The following is an 18,827-nucleotide window of genomic DNA, read 5'->3' as shown; positions in this document are numbered from 1 at the left end:
GGCTATCAGGTCCTGGTTCCCCGGAATGAGGCAAGGATGAAATGCGGGGGGCTCTCCACTGCGCGACAGACGATAGAGCTGTCTGTCGCTTCGGTCGAGATGACGTTTCTTCTTACAAGGGTCAGAAAAAGGCGTTTCTATTACAACGGCTCGAAACGGCTTTTCGTCATGTCTACATGGCTGGCGGGTGGTGGGGGTCGATGTGGTCGGGATCGACCGCCGGCTCGGTGTGGGTGCCGGGCTTGGCGTTTACCAGGTCGCGAAGTTCCTTTGATGGCTTGAAGAAGGGTACCTTCTTGGCTGGAACGTCGACCTTTTCGCCGGTCTTGGGGTTGCGGCCGATGCGGGAGTTTCTCTGGCGGGTGCGAAAGCTGCCGAAGCCCCGGATCTCGATCTTGTCGCCAGACTTCAAAGCGCCGATCACAGACTCAAAGAGGGTATCGACGATGATCTCACCGTCGCGGCGGGTGAGGTCGCCAAGTGCGGTCACTTTGTCGACGAGGTCGGCTTTGGTCATCGGAGACTGCTCCTGAGTGTGTTGGGTGCAGCTTACGTGATGCTAGTCGGGTCAGACGGCTGGAAGGTCGCGGGGCCCACAGGCTGATTGTAGACGGGATACGGGAATCCGTCAGTGTCTAAGCGAGAACCGGGTGCGGAAAAATCGCGAGCCTACTTCCATAAGAAGTAGAAGCCGGGAGAGTGGTTCAGAAGCTGGCTGGGGTTGGGGAAGATGTCTTCGCCGTCGGAGGTGAGCATGGCGATCAGGCCCTTCTTCTGGCTGGCCGGGCGGGCTATGGAAGGCTCGCCGGAGATGCCGACGCTCTTCGCGGTGTCCATCAGGGCGCTGCGGAAGCCGCCGACGTGGTCGATGAGGCCGAGCGGGAGCGATTGCTGGCCGGTCCAAACCTGTCCGGTAGCGAGCGGCTTGATCTTTTCTTCAGGGAGATGGCGACCGGTCGCGACGTCGTGGATGAACTGGCCGTACATGTTGTCGACCAGGCCCTGGAAGTAGACCTGCTCCTGTGGGGTGACGTCGTGGGTCGGGTCGCCGGCATCTTTCAGCTCGCCTGCGTGGATGACGACGCTCTTGAGCTTGGCCCAGCGGTAGAGTTCGCCGTAGTTGGTCCACTCCATGATGACACCGATGGAACCGACGACGGAGGCGTCGTTGGCGTAGATGCCATCGCAGGCGCTGGCGATGTAGTAGGCGCCGGAGGCTCCAACGCTCTCGATGGAGGCGACGATCTTCTTGTGCTTCTCCTTGCGGATGCGGAGGACCTCGTTGTAGATCTCCTGCGAGGCCGCGGCACCGCCGCCGGGGGAGTTGATATGGAGGATGATGGCCTTGACGGAGTCGTTGTCGGCCATCTTGCGGATCTGGGTGTCGAGCTTGTCGGCGTCGACGATGACGCCGGAGACGTCGATGACGCCGATCTGGTCGGTGCCGGAGCCGGTGACGGTCACGTCGCCGTTGAGGCTCTTGCCGACGCTGCGTCCGACCGCCCAGAGCATGATGCCGAAGATGCAGATCGATGCGGCGATGATCGAGATATAGAACCAGGCCGAGCGGCGCGGGCGCGGCGGAATGGCATAAGGAGCGGCGTATGCCGGCGGATACGGATACTGCGGCGGATAGGGAGCCGGTCGTTGCTGGGGAGGCAGGGGAGGTGGAGGCGCCTGGTTGCTCTGATCTTCCGTCATGGCAACGAGTCTATCAGGCTGCGGCGGAAGGCGATGTGCGGGAATGCTTCGCTCGGTTGCACTGAGTTCGTCGTTCCAGTTCGGTTGACCGAAAGCAATTGCGACTTAATGCTCTGTTCGATAGTCCAACGACTGAAGTATTATGGGCGGCGATCATTCCCCGGGCCTGATACGGTTTCGATTCTTCCGAAAGGCGACTCTTCCCAGGGGTCCTTGTACGTCATGCCACATCCCTACCTGAGTATCGTGATTCCCGCATTCAATGAGAGCGCTCGCATTGAAGAGACGCTGGCGCGCGTGATGGAGTGCGTCAATACGAGAGGATGGAACGCGGAGGTGCTGGTCGTCGATGATGGGTCGAGCGATGACACAGCGGAGATCGTGCAGCGGTGGATGCGGCGGTACTCGCGGCTGAACCTGGTGAAGAATCCTGGGAATCGTGGCAAGGGGTACTCGGTTCGTAACGGTCTGCTGCAGGCGGCGGGTGATGTGGTGATGTTTACCGACGCGGATCTGTCGGCTCCGATGGAAGAGGCGGAGCGGCTGATGGATGCGATCGAGCAGGGAGCGGATGTGGCGATCGGTTCGCGGTGGATGGACCGGACGCGGCAGACGATCCACCAGCCGATGTACCGGCGGTTCTTCGGACGATGCTTCAACCGGCTGACACGGACCGTGATGGGACTGCCATTCAAGGACACGCAGTGCGGGTTCAAGGCATTTCGGCGGCCTGCCGCGCAGGTCATCTTTCGGCTGCAAAGGATCGAGCGCTGGGGCTTCGATCCGGAGATTCTTTTCATCGCGCGCAAGTTACGGTATCGAATCTTTGAGGTGCCGGTGACGTGGGGGCATGATGAGAGGAGCCGCATCTCGTATCTGAAGGACGGCGTGAAGATGCTTGAAGAGCTGGCGCTGATACGGTGGAACTCGCTGTTTGGGCGTTACGACGAGGGGATCGCCGCGATGAAAGACACCAGCGGCATGGTGACTCCGCAGGTGCAGCAGGGCCCTGGCGCGACGCCCGTTCCGATCTCGATTCGGAAGGCCGGTCAGCCGAGCCGATAGAGGCTGCGGACAGGTATCATGGTTCCTGCGATATGGACCCCGAAGTCTCTCGCTTTCTAATTCCAATCAAGCTCAATTGAGATGGGTGCGGCGCTTGTTTTGGCCGTGTCATGAGGTAGTGTGCTGTGTTGCGTTCGTTTTTTATAGCTTTGTCGCAGAATAAGGCCCTGCGTTCGTTCTCTGAGAAGTCCTCGCTCGGCCGGAAACTTTCAAGCCGCTTTGTGGCAGGAATGTCGGTTGACGACGCGCTGCGAGCGGCTGTCGCTCTGAACCGTGAAGGGATCGCCGTCTCGCTCGACTCGTTGGGCGAGAGCGTGATGACCGAGGCCGAGGCGCGCGAGTCCGCGGCGATCTACCACGATCTGCTGGACGCGATTGAGCAGCGCCAACTGAACGCCAATGTGAGCGTGAAGCTGACGCAGATGGGAATGGACTTCGACCCGGCGCTGGCGGAGGCGATTGTGCAGGAGATGGTGGAGCACGCGGCCCATGCGGACTCGTTTGTGCGCGTGGACATGGAGGGAACTCCGCTCACCGAAGCGACGCTGCAATTGGTCGAGCGCATTCATGCTAAGCCGGGATTGTTTGGACGCGTCGGTGCAGTGCTGCAGGCGTATCTCTATCGCACGGAGAAGGACACGGAAAGGCTGCTGGCTCAGGGCATTCGCATCCGGCTGTGCAAGGGAGCGTACAAGGAAGGCCCGGAGCATGCGTTTCCATTGAAGGCCGAGGTCGACGCAAACTACGTTAAGCTGATGGCTCGGATGACGACGTTTATTCATCCGGAATTGAAGCGGCCTGTCTTCTGCGGACTCGCAACACACGATGAACGGATCATCGACACGATGGTGCGCTATGTGCAGCAGCAGGGGATTCTGAAGAGCTCGTTTGAGTTCCAGATGCTGTATGGGATTCGGCGGGACCTGCAGCGGAAGCTGGTGAAGGAAGGGTTCGGGGTGCGGGTGTACGTGCCGTTTGGAGCGGAGTGGTATCCGTACTTCATGCGGAGGCTGGCGGAGCGGCCGGCGAATGTGATCTTTCTGGTGAAGAACTTCTTCAAAAGCTGAGGTTTTGTCTGTCTTGAGCCATTGAGTTTGAGTGGCTCTGCAGGAGTGCCTGGTCTCGACGGGTTCCATAACCCTCTGAGGTAAGAAAATCGTCTGCCGACGGCGAAAATATGCCAAATCGATTGAAAATGCCTGACGAAAATGCCGATAGCGGGGGAACGCTGGGCTCCGCAGAGTAGCACGATGAAGGCGACGACTCTTAATTGGAGCTAGATCGAAATGACGTTGGGCAAGAAGCTGTCTTGGTGTTTTGGGGGGAGCAGTCTTCTCTGCGCCGCTCTGGGCCTGTTTGGATGGTTCGGGGTGACCAAAACTCTTCAAGAGCTGGAAACGTCCGTCCAGATTACGGCGAAGAAGCTCGCGCTGGGTTCAGACCTTCGGTACGCCATTCTTACGATTCGATTCTCCGAGCGCGGCACTCTTGTATTCGGAAGTATTCACGCACAGGAGAAAGTTGCCCTGAACGAGGAGCAATTGACCAAGGCGAAGGACCGCCTGGCTGACGACATCGCCGCCTTTCGTCCCCTGATCCAGGACCAGCGGGAAGCTGAACTACTGGATACCATCGATCGCTCGATGAAACAGTATGTCGCTGACCAGCAGGAGATCTATCGGAAGGTGCAGGACGATCATTTGCCGGAGGCGATCCAGATGGACGCGACCCGCCTGTTCGGCCCGGGAAGCGAAGCCATCAAGGCTGCCGATGAGCTGGAAGGGAAGCAGCAGGCCTTCTACGATGGGGCTGCACAGCGTGCCCGAGACGTCGCCGTCACGAGCCGCATCGCGATCAGCGTGTTGCTGGCCTTGGCGCTTGTGCTGGGAAGCATCTCCATTGTGATCGTGCGGCGGGCGAGCGGTGAACTGGTGGTGATCGCGGGGAACCTTGGCAGCGGGACGGAGCTAGTCAGCTCCGCTGCGACCGAGATACTTGCCGCGAGCCAGGCGCTGGCACAGGGCTCTTCTCGGCAGGCGGCTTCGATTGAGGAGACCTCCGCGGCCAGTCACGAGATCAGCGCCATGGCCAAGAGGAACTCGGACCACACTCGCTCGGTCTCTGATCTTGTCGGCCATTCGGAGCAGATGGTCGAGACCACAAACGGTTATCTCGAGGAGATGGTCGTTTCGATGGAGGAGATCGGTCAATCCAGCGACAAGATCTCAAAGATAATCAAGGTGATCGACTCCATTGCCTTCCAGACCAACATTCTTGCACTGAACGCTGCTGTGGAAGCGGCGCGCGCAGGAGTGGCCGGAGCGGGATTCGCGGTGGTAGCCGACGAGGTGCGCAGTTTGGCGCAGAGGTCTGCTGAAGCCGCAAAGAACACGGCTGCTTTGATCGATGAGTCCATTGAAAAATCGAGCACAGGCAAGTCAAAGGTGGACCGCGTCGTTGTTGCCGTGCGCGGGATCACGGAAGATTCTCGAAAGATCAAGAACCTGATCGATGAGATGACCCAGGGAACCGGAGAACAGTCTCGGGGCCTGGAGCAAGTCGATCGGGCGCTGTCTCAGATGGAGCAGATTGCGCAATCGACTGCGGCCAATGCGGAACAAAGCGCTGCAACGGCAAGGTCGTTGAACTCGCAATCCGAGGCGCTGAGGCACGATATGAGTAGCCTCGGAGCAATGGTCGGGGCGTAAGCTTCCTGCGATGAAGGGGTCATGCGTTTCGGCTTCTTAGGACAAGAGTCCCTGTGCCCGCAATTGAGGAAAGCTCGCTGACTCAAGCCATGACTCAAACTCCGGCGCGGGCTTCAGACCCAATACTTCGCGGATATACAGCGCATCGTGGAAGCTGGTTGACTGGTAGTTGAGCATGATGTCGTCCGCTCCAGGCACGCCCATGATGAAGTTCACGCCCGCTGTGCCTAGCAGCGTGAGGAGCGAGTCCATGTCGTCTTGGTCGGCTTCGGCGTGGTTGGTGTAGCAGATGTCGCAGCCCATGGGCAGACCAAGAAGTTTGCCGCAGAAGTGGTCTTCGAGGCCGGCGCGGGCGATCTGTTTGCCGTCGTAGAGATATTCGGGCCCGATGAAGCCGACGACCGTGTTCACCAGCATGGGGCTGAAGTGGCGGGCGATGGCGTAGGCGCGAGCCTCAATGGTCTGCTGGTCGACGCCGAGGCCGTCTGCACCGAGGTGCGCGTTGGCTGAGAGGGCTGAGCCTTGACCAGTCTCAAAGTAGAAGAGGTTCTCGCCGCCTGTCTCTTCTCTGATGCCGCCGCGATTCAGCGAGCGGGCTTGTTGGTTGGCTTCTTCGAGCAGAGATAAAGAGACGCCAAAGCTGGTGTTGGTCGCCTCTGTTCCTCCTACAGACTGGAAGAGCAGGTCGAGCGGAGCTCCCTGGCGCATCGCCTCCATCTGCGTGGTGATGTGGGCGAGGACGCAGGACTGCGTGGGGATGCTGTAGCGCAGGCGGGCGCGGTCGATGAGTTCAAGCAGTTGCGTGACGCGCTGGGCGCTGTCCGAGACAGGATTGATGCCGATGACGGCGTCGCCGGAGCCGAGCATCAAGCCGTCAAGCATGGATGCGGCGATGCCGCGTGGATCGTCGGTGGGGTGGTTGGGCTGGAGGCGCGTCGAGAGGCGTCCTGGTAGTCCTACTGTCGTGCGGAAGCGGGTGACGACGCGGATCTTGCGAGCGACGGCGATGAGGTCCTGGACGCGCATGATCTTCGAGACGGCGGCGACCATCTCTGGTGTCAAGGCCCACTTGAGCGAGGCGAGGACTTCGCCGGTGACTTCGTTTGAGAGCAGGAAGTCGCGGAGGTCGCCGACGGTCAGGTGGCTGATCTGGGCGAAGGCGGTTGCGTCATGCGAGTCGATGATAAGGCGGGTTACCTCGTCGGTCTCGTAGGGGATGATGGGCTCGGTGAGGAAGTGTTTGAGGGGGAGATCGGCGACGGCCAGCTGGGCAGCGATGCGCTCCTGGGCGCTGGTCGCGGCGATGCCTGCTAGTTCGTCGCCGGAACGGGCTGGTGTCGCTTTGGCGAGAAGGCGTGTGAGGGTCGGGAAGGTGTAACGCTGGCTGCCGATTGTGGAGGTGAAGGCCATCTGGGTTGAGGGTAGCACTTGAGGGAACAGGGAACAGGGAACAGGGAACAGGGAACAGGGGGCAGGGAGAAGGGAGAAGGCGGTACCCACTCATTCGCGATACGACTGCGAATGAATGGGGCACAACGTTTGTGGCGGGTTCAGCTACATGCGAAATGCGGGGGTCTCTCCACTGCGCCTCTCGCGATGAGGCTGCGAGAGACTTCGGTCGAGATGACGGGTTCTCTTTGGCTGGCTCTTTTGAAGGGGGAGTTTCGCTGCGACGAGGGTGATGCCTACCGGTAGTGATGGTGACGCCAACCGCCGGTGTGGAGGAAGCGGTAGCTGAGGCCGACACTGACGCCGTAGGGCGAGATAGAGCCGAGGGTGAAGCTGGGCCAGTACTGGAACTCGAAGTCGACGGCGCGGAGCTTGAGGTTTTCGGTGAGCTGGTAGTCGATTCCGCCGCCGCCGCCGACCACGAGATAGTTGCCGTAGCCGAGGTTATAGGGGAATGTGAGCTTGCCGTCCCCGACGAGGGCCTTGGCAAAGGGTGAGAAGCGACCGTAGTGCAGCTCTACGCGTGGGCCTACGAGGAAGGTGGTCTGGTGGGAGCCGGCGATGGTGTTCTCGCGAAGGAAGTGGACCTCGCCTTCGAGACCGATGGAGCGGCGGAAATTAAGGTCGACGTAGGCACCTGCGCCGTACTGGACGCCCTGCGGGTACTTTGCTTCGACCGCGGAGTACGTGCCGCCAACGGTGATGGAGGCTCCTGGAGCGGTGGCCGTGGGCAGCTTCTGGGCTGCGGCTGAAGCTGCGAGCGCGAGCATCGCAAGAACGAGCTTCAGCATGGCCGGGATACGGAACTGGGTCATCTGGATATCATCTCATTGCGCATCGGCAGCAACGTTACTGCGTCACGGTCATGGTGACGGGGATGGATTGGCTGACGCCGGTCTTGCCCGTTGCCGTGATGGCGAAGTTGTAGACGCCGGGCGGGGTGCTGGTGAGTTTGATTGCGCCGCAGCCGGTCAGGGCCGTCGACATGCCCGCCAGTAGAAGCATCAGCATAAACAGGCCCCCGAAGCTGCGGAGTCGGCGGAAGCGCATACCGACGAGGCCGAGCAGAAGGCTGCCGGGAAGGAAGCAGGCGACGACGAGTTTCGCAGCGGAGTTGCCGAGGGGCTTGGGTGCTTCGTTCTTTGCCTGGGCTCCGGCGAGCAGCGGGTTGCCGGTATCGACGGTGAGTTGGACGCTCTGCATCCCACCGGGCGCGAGGACGAACTGGTCGGTCGAGAAGGTGCAGGTGGCGGCGAGGGGAAGGCCGAGGCATCCGAGCGAGATGGTGTCGGTAAAGCCCTTCAGCGAAGAGATGGTGACGGTCATCATCTGGTGCTGGGTGGTGGCTACCGAGAAGACGGGCGGGTTCGCGGTGAAGTCGAAGTTCGAGGCCGGGCCGATGGTGACGAGGTCAGGCGAAGAGGTCGATGTCGCGTAGGAAGCGTCGCCGCTATAGATCGAGGAGAGATTGGCAGAGGTACCCGTGAGCAGAACCGTCACCGTGGCTACGCCGGTAGCATCGACCGGAGCGGTTGCGATGGTCTGGGTCCCGTTGAGGAAGCTGACGGTGCCGGTCGGCGTGGCCGAACCAGTCCAGCGTACGACCGAGATCAGCGTGAGCTGCTGGCCACCGGTGAGCGAGGACGCTGAGGTGGTTAGGGCGTTCGTGGTCGAGCGGAGTTGCACGACTTCGCTGAGGGCCGTCGAGGTGCTGGCGAGATTGATCGCGTCGCCGGAGTAGGTCGCGGTGAAGCTGTGCGTGCCGGCGGTCAGCGAGGTCACTGCGAGCGTTGCCGTTCCGGCTGCTGTGACCGGGACGGTCGAGACGGCGACCGAGTCCTGCAGGAAGGTGACCGTGCCGGTCGGCGTCGTGCCGCCGCCGTTGGCGACCGTTGCCGTGATGGTGACTGGCGCGAGCGTGAGCAGCGGATTCTGGCTGGAGGTGAGGGTGACGGTGGAGGCGCGCTCGACCACCTGAACCAGCGTCGAGGAGCTTGCGGGCTGGTCGTTGCTGTCGCCCTGGTAGGCTGCGACGATGTTGTGGTTGCCTGCGGCTAGCGTCGAGGTGGAGAAGGTGGCCACGCCGGTAGAACTCAGGGCTGCAGACCCGATGGTCGTGCCGTTGTCTTCAAAGTTGACCGTGCCGGTCAGAGCACCAGCGGTGCTGGTCGCGGAGGCAGTTAAGGTGACTAAGGTCCCGAAGGTTGCGGGGTTCGCGCTGGAGGTGAGTGTGACGGATGCGCCCGCTGCGTTGATGGTCTGCGAGTAGGCGGCGGAGGTGATGGGCTGCGTGCTGCTGTCGCCAGCGTAGGCGGCAATAATGGAGTGCGTGCCGACCGAGAGTGAAGTGGTGTCAAACGTCGCCGTGCCGCCGCTGATGAGGCCGGTGCCGAGCACGGTTGCGCCGTCCTTGAAGGTGATCGCACCGGTGGGCTGTATGTTTTGCAGCGCCGTGATGGTGGCGACGAAGTGGACGTTCGAGCGGGCGATGGACGGGTTCGGGCTGGTGCTGGTCAGGGTGAGGCTCGCGGTTTGAAGAACCTGAATATTCAGTACAGAGGACGTTGCGGGAAGGTCGTTCGCGTCGCCGGCGTAGCTTGCCGTGAAGGGATGGGTGCCGTCGGTTAGGGTCGAAGTGGTGTAGGTGGCGACGCCGCTGGCGTTGACCGGGACGGTCTGGACGTTATTCCCGCCGTCAGCGAAGGTAACGCTGCCGGTGGGCGTGCCGCCATTGCCGGTGACCGCTGCTGTGAGCGTCAGCGACTGGCCAAAGTTGGTGGGGTTCTGCGAGGGTGTTAGGGCGACGGCTGTGGTCGCTGCCTTGATGGTGATGGTGAGCGCGTTCGAGGTCGCGGCAGAGTCGTTGGTGTCGCCCTGGTAGACGGAGGTGATGGTGTGCGTGCCTACAGTGAGCGCCGTCGTGGTGATCGTGGCGATGCCGTTGTTGACGTTGCCGGTCCCAATCGCGGAGGCACCGTCCATGAAGGTGACGGAGCCGGTGGGCGTGCCGCCCGTGCTGGTCAACGTGGCGGTGAAGGTCAGCGGCTTGGTCGCGATGGCGGTGGACGCGCTGGAGCTGAGAACCATGCTCGAGGTGGCGAGGACGATGCTCTGCGAGACGGCGCTGGAGGTGCTGCCGATGTAGTTCGTGTCGCCGCCGTAGACCGCGGTGACGTTGTGCGATCCGGTGCCGAGCGTGGAGACGGGAACGATGACGGTTGCGGTCGCGGGGCCGGTGCCGGCAGCCGCAAGTGCGCCGGTGCCGAGTACGGTCGTTCCATCCATCAGCGTGACTGGGCCGGTGATGGAGATGTTCGGCGAGGTGCTGTTGGCGGCGGTGACGGTCACCGTGAAGCGGACGGTAGCGCCGGCGTTCGCAGGATTCGCGCTGGAGATGAGGGCGGAGGTCGTCGCGACCTTTTGGATGGTCTGCGTGAGTGGCGCTGAGGTGCTGGAGTTGTAGTCGGTGTCGCCCTGGTAGGTCGCGGTGATGGTGTGCGTGCCCGCGCTGAGAGTTGAGGTGGTGAGCGTTGCGACGCCCGAGCCGTTTACCCCGATGGTGCCGATGGTGGTGGTGCCGTCCTTGAAGACGATGTTGCCGGTCGGGATGGAAGTGCTGCCTCCGGTGACCTGCGCGGTGAAGGTTACGGGAGCGGTGAGCAGGACGCTCGCGTTCGAAGTCGCGACCGTTGTTGTCGTAGTAGCAACGTTGACGACCTGGACGAGCGCATTCGAATTTGCGGCGAGGTTGTTGATGTCGCCCGCGTAGCTGGCGGTGATGGTGTGCGATCCGGCGGCGAGCAGTGATGTGGTGTAGGTCGCTGAGCCGTTGGTGAGCGAGATGGTGCCGTTGGGCAGCAGGGAGCCGTCAGCGGAGAAGACGATGTTGCCTGCGGGCTGCGTACCGCCTGCGGGCGTCTCGGTGGCCGCTACCGTGAAGGTGATGGCGTCGTAGACGTGGGCCGGGTTGTCGTTCGACGAGAGTGCGAGCGAGGCGGTTTGCTTGACGATCTGGGTGAGGGGATCGCTGGTGCTGGTGGCGCTGGAGTTGTCGCCGGAGTAGACGGCGGTGATGGAGTGCGAGCCGAGGCTCAGGCTGCTAGTGGTCACTGTCGCCGAGCGTGTCGTCGAGTTGAGAATCTGCGCCGCGCCGCCGATCAGAGTCGTGCCGTCGAAGAATTGGACGGTGCCGGAGACCGTGCTTGCCTGGCTGCTGACCGTCGCGGTGAACTTGACGGCCTGGCCGACCGCCGAGGGATTGGCGCTGGAGATGAGCGTGGTGGTGGTGGGCTCGATGCTGAGCGAGTTGCCGCTGACGTAGACGGTGTCGGCGGAGTTCGCGGCGTTCGAGGCGATGGAGATGGAGCCGGTGATGGGCGATCCGACGACCATGGGCTTGAACTCCACGCCGATGACGCATTCGGCACCGGGGGCCATAGCTGCCGTGGTGTTGCAGGTGGTCGAAGCGGTATCGATGGCGGCGTTCGAGACGGGAGCGATGCTGGTCAACTGCAGCGGTGCGTTGCCGTCGTTGTCGAGGGTCTGGCTTACGGGCGGCGAGGTGTTGGTGACCTTGATGTCCTTGTAGACGATGCGGCCGACGTTGCCGTAGACCTCGCGGACGCGCAGGCCAAGGCGGTCGGCGATGAAGAGATCGCCCGCCGAGTCGAGAACGAGGCCGTAGGTCTTGTTCATTGCGGGCTGGCCGCTGTCCGCGTTGACTCCGTCGCCGGTCGAGCCCGCTGCTGAGTTTCCGGCCAGAGTAGTGATGTTGCCGCTTAGAACGTTGACCTTGCGGACGACGTTGTTCTCGGAGTCCGAGATGTAGAAGTTGTTGCCCGCGTCGACGACGACGGCGGAGGGGTGGTTCATGGTCGCGCCGAGGGCCTCGCGGGTGTCGCCGGAGTAGCCGGTGGTGCCGTTGCCGGCGACGGTAGCGACGAGGCCGGCGGGGCTGATAGTGCGGATGCGGTTGTTCAGGAAGTCCGCGATGTAGAGGGTGCCATCGCTGCCGAAGGAGATTCCGTAGGGCTGGTTGAAGAGTGCGTTGGCCGCGCTCTGGCCATCCCCAGCGAAGCCCGGGTTGATGCTTCCGGCAAAGGTGGATATGGTCCCGTCGGCGGCGCTGACCTTGCGGATGACGTTGTTGCCGGTGTCGGCGATGAAGAGGTTCATCGAGGCGTCGAGGGCGATACCCTGGGGCGTGTTGAGCTGAGCTGCGGTGGCGAGGCCGCCGTCTCCGCTATAACCCTGGGTGCCGGTCCCGGCGATCGTGACGAGAAGACCGGTGGACTTTACGATCTCGCGGACGGTGCTGTTGCCTGTCTCGGTGAAGTAGAGGTTGCCTGCTCCGTCGATGAGGATGGCGGCGGGTTCACTGATCTGCGCGTTGACGGCCAGGGTGCCGCTGGGGCTGAAGCCCGGCGTGCCGGTTCCGGCCACGTAGGTCAGGGCGCCGGTGGAATCGACCTTGCCGATCTTGTTGTCGCCGGAGTCGGTGAAGTAGAGATTGCCGGCACCGTCGACGGCCTCGCCAAGGGGTTCGCGGATGACGGCATCGACGGCCTGGGTGCTGAGGGTGGTGCCGGTGGAGAGATGTCCGTTGCCGGCGACGGTGGTGATCTCTCCAGCGGTGAGGACGCTGAGCGGACCGACGCCGACGCCGTGAATGAACTGCACGCCCATCGGATCTCCGGAGCCATCGAGCAGGACGACCGCGCCATCGCGAATGCCGGGATAGCGTGGCGTCATGGAGACGTTCACGGTGCAGGTTGCGCCTGCGGAGTAGGTCGCGCCAGCCGCGCAGGTGCCGCCTGAGGCGGCGGAGTAGTCGAGATTGGGCGTGCCCTGGGTGAGGACGCTGATCGAACCCACGGTGCCTGCGGCCTGGATGTTGACCGTCATCGACTGCGCGGCGGAGGTGGTTCCAACGCTTATCGAAGCAGGGAAGGAGTAGCCCGATTGCGCGAAGGCAGGGGCTGCGGCTGCAAGAAGGGCAAAGAGGGATAGAAGAGCTTGGGACAGGGTGTTCCGGCGTGGAGTCGTTCGTCCGGCGGCTGACGGCTTGATGGCCGGGAAGATAGGTTGCGAACGCTCTCTGCACATGTGCGGTGACACTCCTTCGGGCCCGTATCGCCGTCAGCAAAGAGAGATGGAGTCCGCGCGGACGCTGGCTTCATCGCTCTCGAGCATGAAGAGAGCGCCGGATAGCATCCCTGCATCGAATCCGCTATTGGCGACATGGTGACTACAAGCCTGAAGGTAGCAACGGAGGTAACGTATTAGAACTGCACAAAGGGGTGACTTAGCCCCCATCCGTGGGATTGGCGGAGGACGGAGGCGTCAGCCCGCACTCGCTGCTAGAGTGGAGGTTTGGGCCTCTACAGCAGCCCATTTTGAGGAGCACAGATCAATTCATGTTTTTGCCGGGACACTTCCACTTCGGGCCGACCCAACGTATCCACTTCATCGGAATTGGCGGGATCGGCATGAGCGGGATCGCCGAGATCCTGCTGACGATGGGATACCCGGTCTCGGGCTCGGACCTCCGGCGTTCTGCCGTGACCGACCGTCTGTGCGGGCTGGGGGCGCGGATCTTCGAGGGCCACGTGGCGTCGAATGCCTCGGCCTGCGATGTGGTGGTGACGAGTTCGGCCGTGTCTCCGAAGAATCCTGAAGTGATCGAAGCGCGCGCCCGCAAGGTGCCGGTGATTCAGCGAGCGGAGATGCTGGCGGAGCTGATGCGGTTGAAGTATGGCATCGCTGTCGCGGGCATGCACGGCAAGACGACGACTACGTCGATGATCGCGGCAGTGCTGGGCGGGGGGGGGCTTGACCCGACGGTGGTGGTTGGCGGGCGCGTGGATTCGATGGGATCGAATGCGCGGCTTGGGAACTCGCAGTATCTCGTGGCTGAGGCCGATGAGAGCGACCGGTCGTTCCTGAAGCTGTCGCCGATTCTGGGCGTGGTGACAAACCTCGACCGCGAGCACATGGACTGCTACAAGGACATGGAGGACGTGGAGTCGGCGTTCCTGCAGTTCATGGATGGCGTGCCGTTCTATGGAGCGACGACGGCTTGTCTCGACAACGCACAGCTTGCGTCGCTGCTGCCTCGTGTCCGGCGCAAGGTCTATACCTATGGCGAGGCGGAGGCTGCGGACTTCCGGTTGAAGATTCTGGCGAAGCAGCCGCACTGTCACTCGTTCTTTCAAGTGACCTATGGCGGCGTGACGATGGGGCCGTTCAGCCTGCATGTTCCGGGGCGGCATAACGTGTTGAACGCGACGGCGGCGATTGCGATTGGTGTGCAGCTAGGGGTCGCGCCGGAGCAGATTATGGCGGGGCTGGATACGTTTCGTGGGGTCGATCGCCGGTTCCAGATCAAAGGCGTTGTGAATGGGATTACCGTGGTGGACGATTACGGCCACCATCCGACGGAGATTCTGGCGACGCTACGGGCGGCTCGGGATTGCGGCTATGGGCGGGTGCATCTACTGTTCCAGCCACACAGGTACACGCGGACGCGGGATCTGCTGGCGGAGTTTGCCGGGGCGTTTGGCGATGCCGATACGGTGCAGGTACTGGATATCTATGCCGCGAGCGAGGAACCGATTCCTGGAGTTACAGGCGAGGCGCTGGCGAAGACGATTCAGCAGCAGCATCCGGGCAAGGTGAGCTATGCGGCGAGCATTCCGGAGGCGGTGACGGCGCTGGTGGCGGAGGCCAAGGCTGGTGAGGTGATCGTGACGCTGGGGGCGGGGAGTGTGTCGCAGGCGGCACCGTTGCTGCTGGAGGCGCTGGCCTCGTAAGGTTTGCCTGCCCGTCGAGGTTTTATAGGCTTCTGGGGGCTACGCCGTAGTACCTTGCGATGGGGCAGCGGGACCTGATCACCATGAGCCTTGACCACAGATTTACGAGTGCGGGTTTCATGAAGAAAGGTATACCCGGCCTGCAGTCGCGTTTTCACTCAACCATTTGGTTGATTTTGATGGTTGCTCGCGAGTCCGTTCGCGGCGATAAGTAAGGAGATAAGTAACGGTCATGGGGCGGGGAAACTTTCAGACCAGGCGCTTTTACTTCGCCAAACGGTGAACGCTCTATTTGGCTAAGGCTCTGTTTGCTTTGAGCCGGCAGGCGTGTAAGCCTTTGTGGCCTCTAACTTGATCGCGTCCGGCAGTGGATAGGTCGCTTCCAGCAGGGCTTTTGCCTGATCGCTGTCGATCTTTTCCTTCCAGGCGAGGAAGTGGCTACGCATCACGGGAAACCCCAGACGCTTTTGATAGGTAGATACTGTGCTTTCGGAAACGCCCATGGCAACTTCCATTCGTGCCAACCAGTATGCCCTCCCTGGATCCGAAATGACTTCCACGTCGTGCTCTACAACCATTTTGTGGGCCTGACTTTGAGCCTTGGCGATCTTCTCGCGAGCCGCACCCTCGGCCACCAGCGCGTCCCATTTTGGAGCTGCGGGGTCTTCGGCATTGAGCCGCTCCACCCAAAAGTTCACCTCGTCCGAGTAGCCATCGCGCGCGGCCTGAATTGCCGTGATCCGCATGGGATCACCCTCCGTGCTGCCATCGCTGAAGATGATCGCCTTTACCTCCGGATTACCGGGCATCTCTGCTGCCGAATGTACGAACGTCTGATAGCCATCTCCTTGAGCGAGCAGATTGTGCTGTCCACGGGGATGCTCCGGCAAACGCAGTTCTAACGAAATCGAGCCAGCGCCGAAGCTCAGATAATCCGGCGTCTCCGATTGCGTGCCATTTCCTTGACGCAAAACAATCGAGAAAGCCTCTATTGCCTTTGGCCCGTCCTCCACGAGGACGTTCGTTATCATGGTCGCCCCCCAGGGCCGAAGCTCCATGTGGTACTCAGGGTTCTGCGCCTGCAAACGCGGCTGAGCGAGCGAGAGGAGGAACAGCGGTAGATACTTGAAGACTGTGTTCCGGGGCATAAGGAGTCACCTGAGCACGGATGACCAAGGATAGACCGGCGATTGAAAATCGCGCAACGAGTAAGCGATGGGGCTGACGGAGCCTACCCTTCTGACAGCTTCGAAAAAACTCCGAATGGGATTAGGGCCCGCGACAAACGACGTTTTGAGAGATTGCGAACGCGAGACCGTCCCCAAACGGGTGAGTTGCTGAACCGATACCCCTTGCGCTATCTCTTCGCCGCAAGCCAGTTGTGGCGGTTTATAGTCACGAGAGCGATTCTTCGCGACCCTGCTCAGGTTTGCGACAAAACGATCCATTTTCGAAGCGCGGAAGTGCGGTGCTTGATGCGCCGGAGGAGATGTACGCTCCTTCGCCAGCCGCTGCTCGCCGCCGGCCTCGGCTGACGGAACCAGAGCCGCGTGTGGACTCGGGCCGTGACTTCGACGACGACTTTGCCGACGGCCTGCCCGAACGGGTGGAAGAGGCTGCGGCGAGTTCGCGCCGACAGCGCGGAGGGATGCGGTTCCGCTTCAACGGGCGACCGGTGCGGCTGCCGAAGACGCTTTGGGGGCGGGTCGCCAGCGCCGCGGGGGTGTTGCTGTTTCTGGGCTTCGTGACCGCCGGGGTGATCGCCGTTCGCAGCTTCTTTCTGCACGATCCCCGGTTCGTGATCGAGTCTTCTTCTGCGATTGAAAGCGTCGGCAATGAGCATGTGACCCGGGCGCAGTTGCTAAGCGTCTTCGGTGAGGATGTGGAGCGGAATATCTTCAACGTTCCTCTTGCAGAGCGCCGGGTTCAACTGGAGCGGATGCCCTGGGTGGAGCATGCGACGGTGATGCGTCTGCTGCCCAACCACATTCGGATACTTATCACTGAACGGACGCCGGTGGCGTTTGTGCAGCAGGGAACGCGGTCGAGCATGGTCGACGCGAACGGCGTTCTGCTCGATATGCCGGTGGACGGTTCCGGAGACTCCCATTACTCGTTCCCAGTGATTATGTCGGGAATCGGCGCTGAGGATCCGCTGTCGACGCGCGCCGCCCGCATGAGGATCTTCACCAGCTTTCTCGGCGACCTGGACAGCACTGGCGAGCACATCTCGCAGAAGATCAGCGAGGTCTACCTGTCGAATCCCGAGGACGTAAAGGCGTTGATTCCCGATGGGCAAAGCTCCGTCCTGGTGCACTTTGGCGACAAGGATTTTCTGGACCGCTATCGCAAGTTCGAGCAGCATCTGGTGGAGTGGCGGACGCAGTATCCGAAGCTGACGTCGGTGGACATGCGGTACGACCGTCAGGTCGTGCTAGACATGCAGCCAGGCAGCGAGGTGCCGGTCAAAGCATCGAGTACGCAGGTGGTTGAGCAGGGCGGAAAGACAGATGCAAAGCCGGTTAGCAAGTTAGCGAGTCAGCAGGTAGCTAGACCTGCTGCGAAGACTGTGGCGCAGCATCCTCCGAAACCGGTGGTAAAGGCGGTTGCAAAGGCACCTGCAAAGCCAGCGGCCAAGGGCAAGCAGCCAGCGAAACCGGCCACCGAAGAGTGGCACATGGTCGTGGTGAAGCCGCATACTAAGGCTGCGGCGGCGCTGGTAGCGAAGGCGAAGCCGTCGCACTCCCCTCAAGCGAGTCCGCAGTGACCCAGAAGCCTGACAGTCTCATCACGGTACTCGACGCGGGAAGCTCGAAGTCGGTCGTGCTGGTGGCGGAGCTGCATGACGGCGTGCTGCGGTATCGCGGACATGGGATTGAAGTCTCGCGCGGCATGCGGAAGGGGCTGATCTCAAAGCTGGAGCCAGCGGCGGAGGCGATCAATAAGGCCGCGCTGACAGCGGAGCGGTTGACCAAGGCGGCCATCGAGAGCTGCGTGGTGGGCATCGGCGGAACCCACGTCAAGGGGATCAACAGCCGCGGCGGCATCAGCATGGGTAGCCGGATGAAAGAGATTACGCGCGAGGAGGTTCGCGCCTGCGTCGATCGTGCGCGATCGATCGCGCTGCCGCCTGACCGCGAGGTGCTGCATCTGCTGCCGCAGGAGTTCATCCTGGACGACCAGGAAGGAATTCACGACCCGATCGGCATGGTGGGCAACAAGCTTGAGGTGAATCTTCATCTTTCGACGTGCTCAGGAGGGATCGCGCAGTCGGTAGTGACGTGCGCGAATCGCGCCGGGCTTGAGGTGATCGACACGGTCTATGAAGGCATCGCGGCGGCTGAGGCGGTGCTTTCGGCAGACGAGCGAGAGCTTGGCGTGTGCATTGCAGACATCGGCGCGAGTACGACGGAGCTGGCGGTCTTCTTTGAGGGATCGATCGCGCATACGGCGGTGCTTCCCATCGGTGGCGATCACTTCACCAACGACCTCGCGGTTGGGTTGCACGTCTCGGTGGAAGAGGCCGAGTATCTGAAGAAGACCTTCGGCAACTGCGTGGTCACGGCTGTTCCGCAGTTGAACGAGATTGAGATTGGCGGCAACGTCGCAGACCCCAACGGGCAGCCTGCGAGACTTGTCCGACAGCGGTTTCTGGCGGAGATTCTGGAGCCAAGGGCGCGGGAGCTCTTCACCATGCTGCGCGATAACCTGCGGCAGGGCGGCGTGCTGGAGGCGCTGGGCGCGGGGCTGGTGCTGACGGGCGGCGGAGCGAACCTGCAGGGATTGCAGGACAACGCCGAGAGCCTGCTAAGGGTCTCCTCGCGCATCGGGAGGCCGGTGCCGCTTTCAAGGATGCCGGAGGAGCTGGTGCGGCCAGAGTTTTCTGTTGCTATCGGGATGCTGCTCTACACGCACCGGACGCAGGTGCGGCGCGCGAACGAAGAGCAGGGCTTGAAGTCGAAGTTGAAGTCTATCTTTGGCGGGAGTTTTTAGCAGAGGCCAATTCTTAGGGCCCGAAGTCGTTCCCCGGCGAGTGTTCCAATTTCGAACATCCTTTGGTTCAAGTACGCGCAAATACCGGCTTTTTTCTTCC

Annotated in this window: 12 protein-coding genes; 6 read left to right on the top strand and 6 right to left on the bottom strand. The window is 61.8% G+C overall.

Annotated features, from left to right (window positions below; translation table 11 throughout):
• Window positions 1–172 precede the first annotated feature (172 nt).
• On the bottom strand, window positions 173–517 hold the full coding sequence (locus OHL18_RS18025; protein WP_184213499.1) for an HU family DNA-binding protein: 345 nt from the start codon (window positions 515–517) through the stop codon (window positions 173–175).
• Window positions 518–669: 152 nt separating this feature from the next.
• Window positions 670–1,701: a signal peptide peptidase SppA gene (sppA, locus tag OHL18_RS18020; protein ID WP_263376262.1), complete on the bottom strand. Its 1,032-nt coding sequence runs from the start codon at window positions 1,699–1,701 to the stop codon at window positions 670–672.
• A gap of 222 nt (window positions 1,702–1,923) precedes the next feature.
• On the opposite strand from sppA, the gene OHL18_RS18015 reads away from it, so the two are divergent.
• The 3 genes from OHL18_RS18015 (at window position 1,924) to OHL18_RS18005 (ending at window position 5,474) form a co-directional block, all read left to right on the top strand.
• Window positions 1,924–2,766: a dolichyl-phosphate beta-glucosyltransferase gene (locus tag OHL18_RS18015; protein WP_263376261.1), complete on the top strand. Its 843-nt coding sequence runs from the start codon at window positions 1,924–1,926 to the stop codon at window positions 2,764–2,766.
• A 230-nt stretch (window positions 2,767–2,996) separates the two neighbouring features.
• Window positions 2,997–3,833 (top strand): proline dehydrogenase family protein, encoded by an 837-nt coding sequence (locus OHL18_RS18010; protein ID WP_317890510.1) that lies wholly within the window; start codon window positions 2,997–2,999, stop codon window positions 3,831–3,833.
• A 219-nt stretch (window positions 3,834–4,052) separates the two neighbouring features.
• Complete coding sequence (locus OHL18_RS18005; RefSeq protein ID WP_263376259.1) at window positions 4,053–5,474, top strand: methyl-accepting chemotaxis protein; 1,422 nt, start codon at window positions 4,053–4,055, stop codon at window positions 5,472–5,474.
• Between the two features lie 36 nt (window positions 5,475–5,510).
• Here the strand turns inward: OHL18_RS18005 and OHL18_RS18000 are convergent, their stop codons facing one another.
• From OHL18_RS18000 to OHL18_RS17990, 3 genes are all read right to left on the bottom strand, one after another.
• Window positions 5,511–6,884 carry an ethanolamine ammonia-lyase subunit EutB gene (locus tag OHL18_RS18000; protein WP_263376258.1) on the bottom strand — a complete coding sequence of 458 codons (1,374 nt, stop codon included), beginning with the start codon at window positions 6,882–6,884 and terminating at the stop codon, window positions 5,511–5,513.
• A gap of 275 nt (window positions 6,885–7,159) precedes the next feature.
• The gene (locus OHL18_RS17995; RefSeq protein ID WP_263376257.1) at window positions 7,160–7,738 is read right to left on the bottom strand and encodes a porin family protein; all 579 of its coding nucleotides are present in this window, start codon (window positions 7,736–7,738) and stop codon (window positions 7,160–7,162) included.
• Between the two features lie 34 nt (window positions 7,739–7,772).
• Window positions 7,773–13,028, bottom strand: coding sequence for an Ig-like domain repeat protein (locus OHL18_RS17990; RefSeq protein ID WP_263376256.1), 5,256 nt, complete (start codon window positions 13,026–13,028; stop codon window positions 7,773–7,775).
• Between the two features lie 311 nt (window positions 13,029–13,339).
• Between OHL18_RS17990 and murC the strand changes: the two genes are divergently transcribed.
• Entirely contained in the window at window positions 13,340–14,734 is a 1,395-nt protein-coding gene (gene murC, locus OHL18_RS17985; RefSeq protein ID WP_263376255.1) for a UDP-N-acetylmuramate--L-alanine ligase, read from the top strand.
• Window positions 14,735–15,030: 296 nt separating this feature from the next.
• Here murC and OHL18_RS17980 read toward each other — a convergent pair whose 3' ends face one another.
• Window positions 15,031–15,882 carry a hypothetical protein gene (locus OHL18_RS17980; protein WP_263376254.1) on the bottom strand — a complete coding sequence of 284 codons (852 nt, stop codon included), beginning with the start codon at window positions 15,880–15,882 and terminating at the stop codon, window positions 15,031–15,033.
• A gap of 320 nt (window positions 15,883–16,202) precedes the next feature.
• Between OHL18_RS17980 and OHL18_RS17975 the strand changes: the two genes are divergently transcribed.
• Together OHL18_RS17975 and ftsA are read left to right on the top strand one after the other, a co-directional pair.
• Window positions 16,203–17,501 (top strand): cell division protein FtsQ/DivIB, encoded by a 1,299-nt coding sequence (locus OHL18_RS17975; protein WP_263376253.1) that lies wholly within the window; start codon window positions 16,203–16,205, stop codon window positions 17,499–17,501.
• Window positions 17,498–18,727, top strand: a complete 1,230-nt coding sequence (ftsA, locus tag OHL18_RS17970) for a cell division protein FtsA (RefSeq protein ID WP_263376252.1) — start codon at window positions 17,498–17,500, stop codon at window positions 18,725–18,727. Before OHL18_RS17975 ends, ftsA begins: the two co-directional genes overlap by 4 nt.
• Window positions 18,728–18,827: the final 100 nt, after the last annotated feature.

Origin of the sequence: Granulicella aggregans (assembly GCF_025685565.1) — a bacterium.
Classification (GTDB): domain Bacteria; phylum Acidobacteriota; class Terriglobia; order Terriglobales; family Acidobacteriaceae; genus Edaphobacter; species Edaphobacter aggregans_B.
This window is presented reverse-complemented; position numbering and strand designations above follow the sequence as displayed.

Excerpts from the sequence above, each read along its gene's own strand:
- OHL18_RS18025 (WP_184213499.1), bottom strand. The coding sequence starts at position 517 with ATGACCAAAGCCGACCTCGTCGACAAAGTGACCGCACTTGGCGACCTC.
- sppA (WP_263376262.1), bottom strand. The coding sequence starts at position 1,701 with ATGACGGAAGATCAGAGCAACCAGGCGCCTCCACCTCCCCTGCCTCCC.
- OHL18_RS18015 (WP_263376261.1), top strand. The coding sequence starts at position 1,924 with ATGCCACATCCCTACCTGAGTATCGTGATTCCCGCATTCAATGAGAGC.
- OHL18_RS18010 (WP_317890510.1), top strand. The coding sequence starts at position 2,997 with ATGTCGGTTGACGACGCGCTGCGAGCGGCTGTCGCTCTGAACCGTGAA.
- OHL18_RS18005 (WP_263376259.1), top strand. The coding sequence starts at position 4,053 with ATGACGTTGGGCAAGAAGCTGTCTTGGTGTTTTGGGGGGAGCAGTCTT.
- OHL18_RS18000 (WP_263376258.1), bottom strand. The coding sequence starts at position 6,884 with ATGGCCTTCACCTCCACAATCGGCAGCCAGCGTTACACCTTCCCGACC.
- OHL18_RS17995 (WP_263376257.1), bottom strand. The coding sequence starts at position 7,738 with ATGACCCAGTTCCGTATCCCGGCCATGCTGAAGCTCGTTCTTGCGATG.
- OHL18_RS17990 (WP_263376256.1), bottom strand. The coding sequence starts at position 13,028 with ATGTGCAGAGAGCGTTCGCAACCTATCTTCCCGGCCATCAAGCCGTCA.
- murC (WP_263376255.1), top strand. The coding sequence starts at position 13,340 with ATGTTTTTGCCGGGACACTTCCACTTCGGGCCGACCCAACGTATCCAC.
- OHL18_RS17980 (WP_263376254.1), bottom strand. The coding sequence starts at position 15,882 with ATGCCCCGGAACACAGTCTTCAAGTATCTACCGCTGTTCCTCCTCTCG.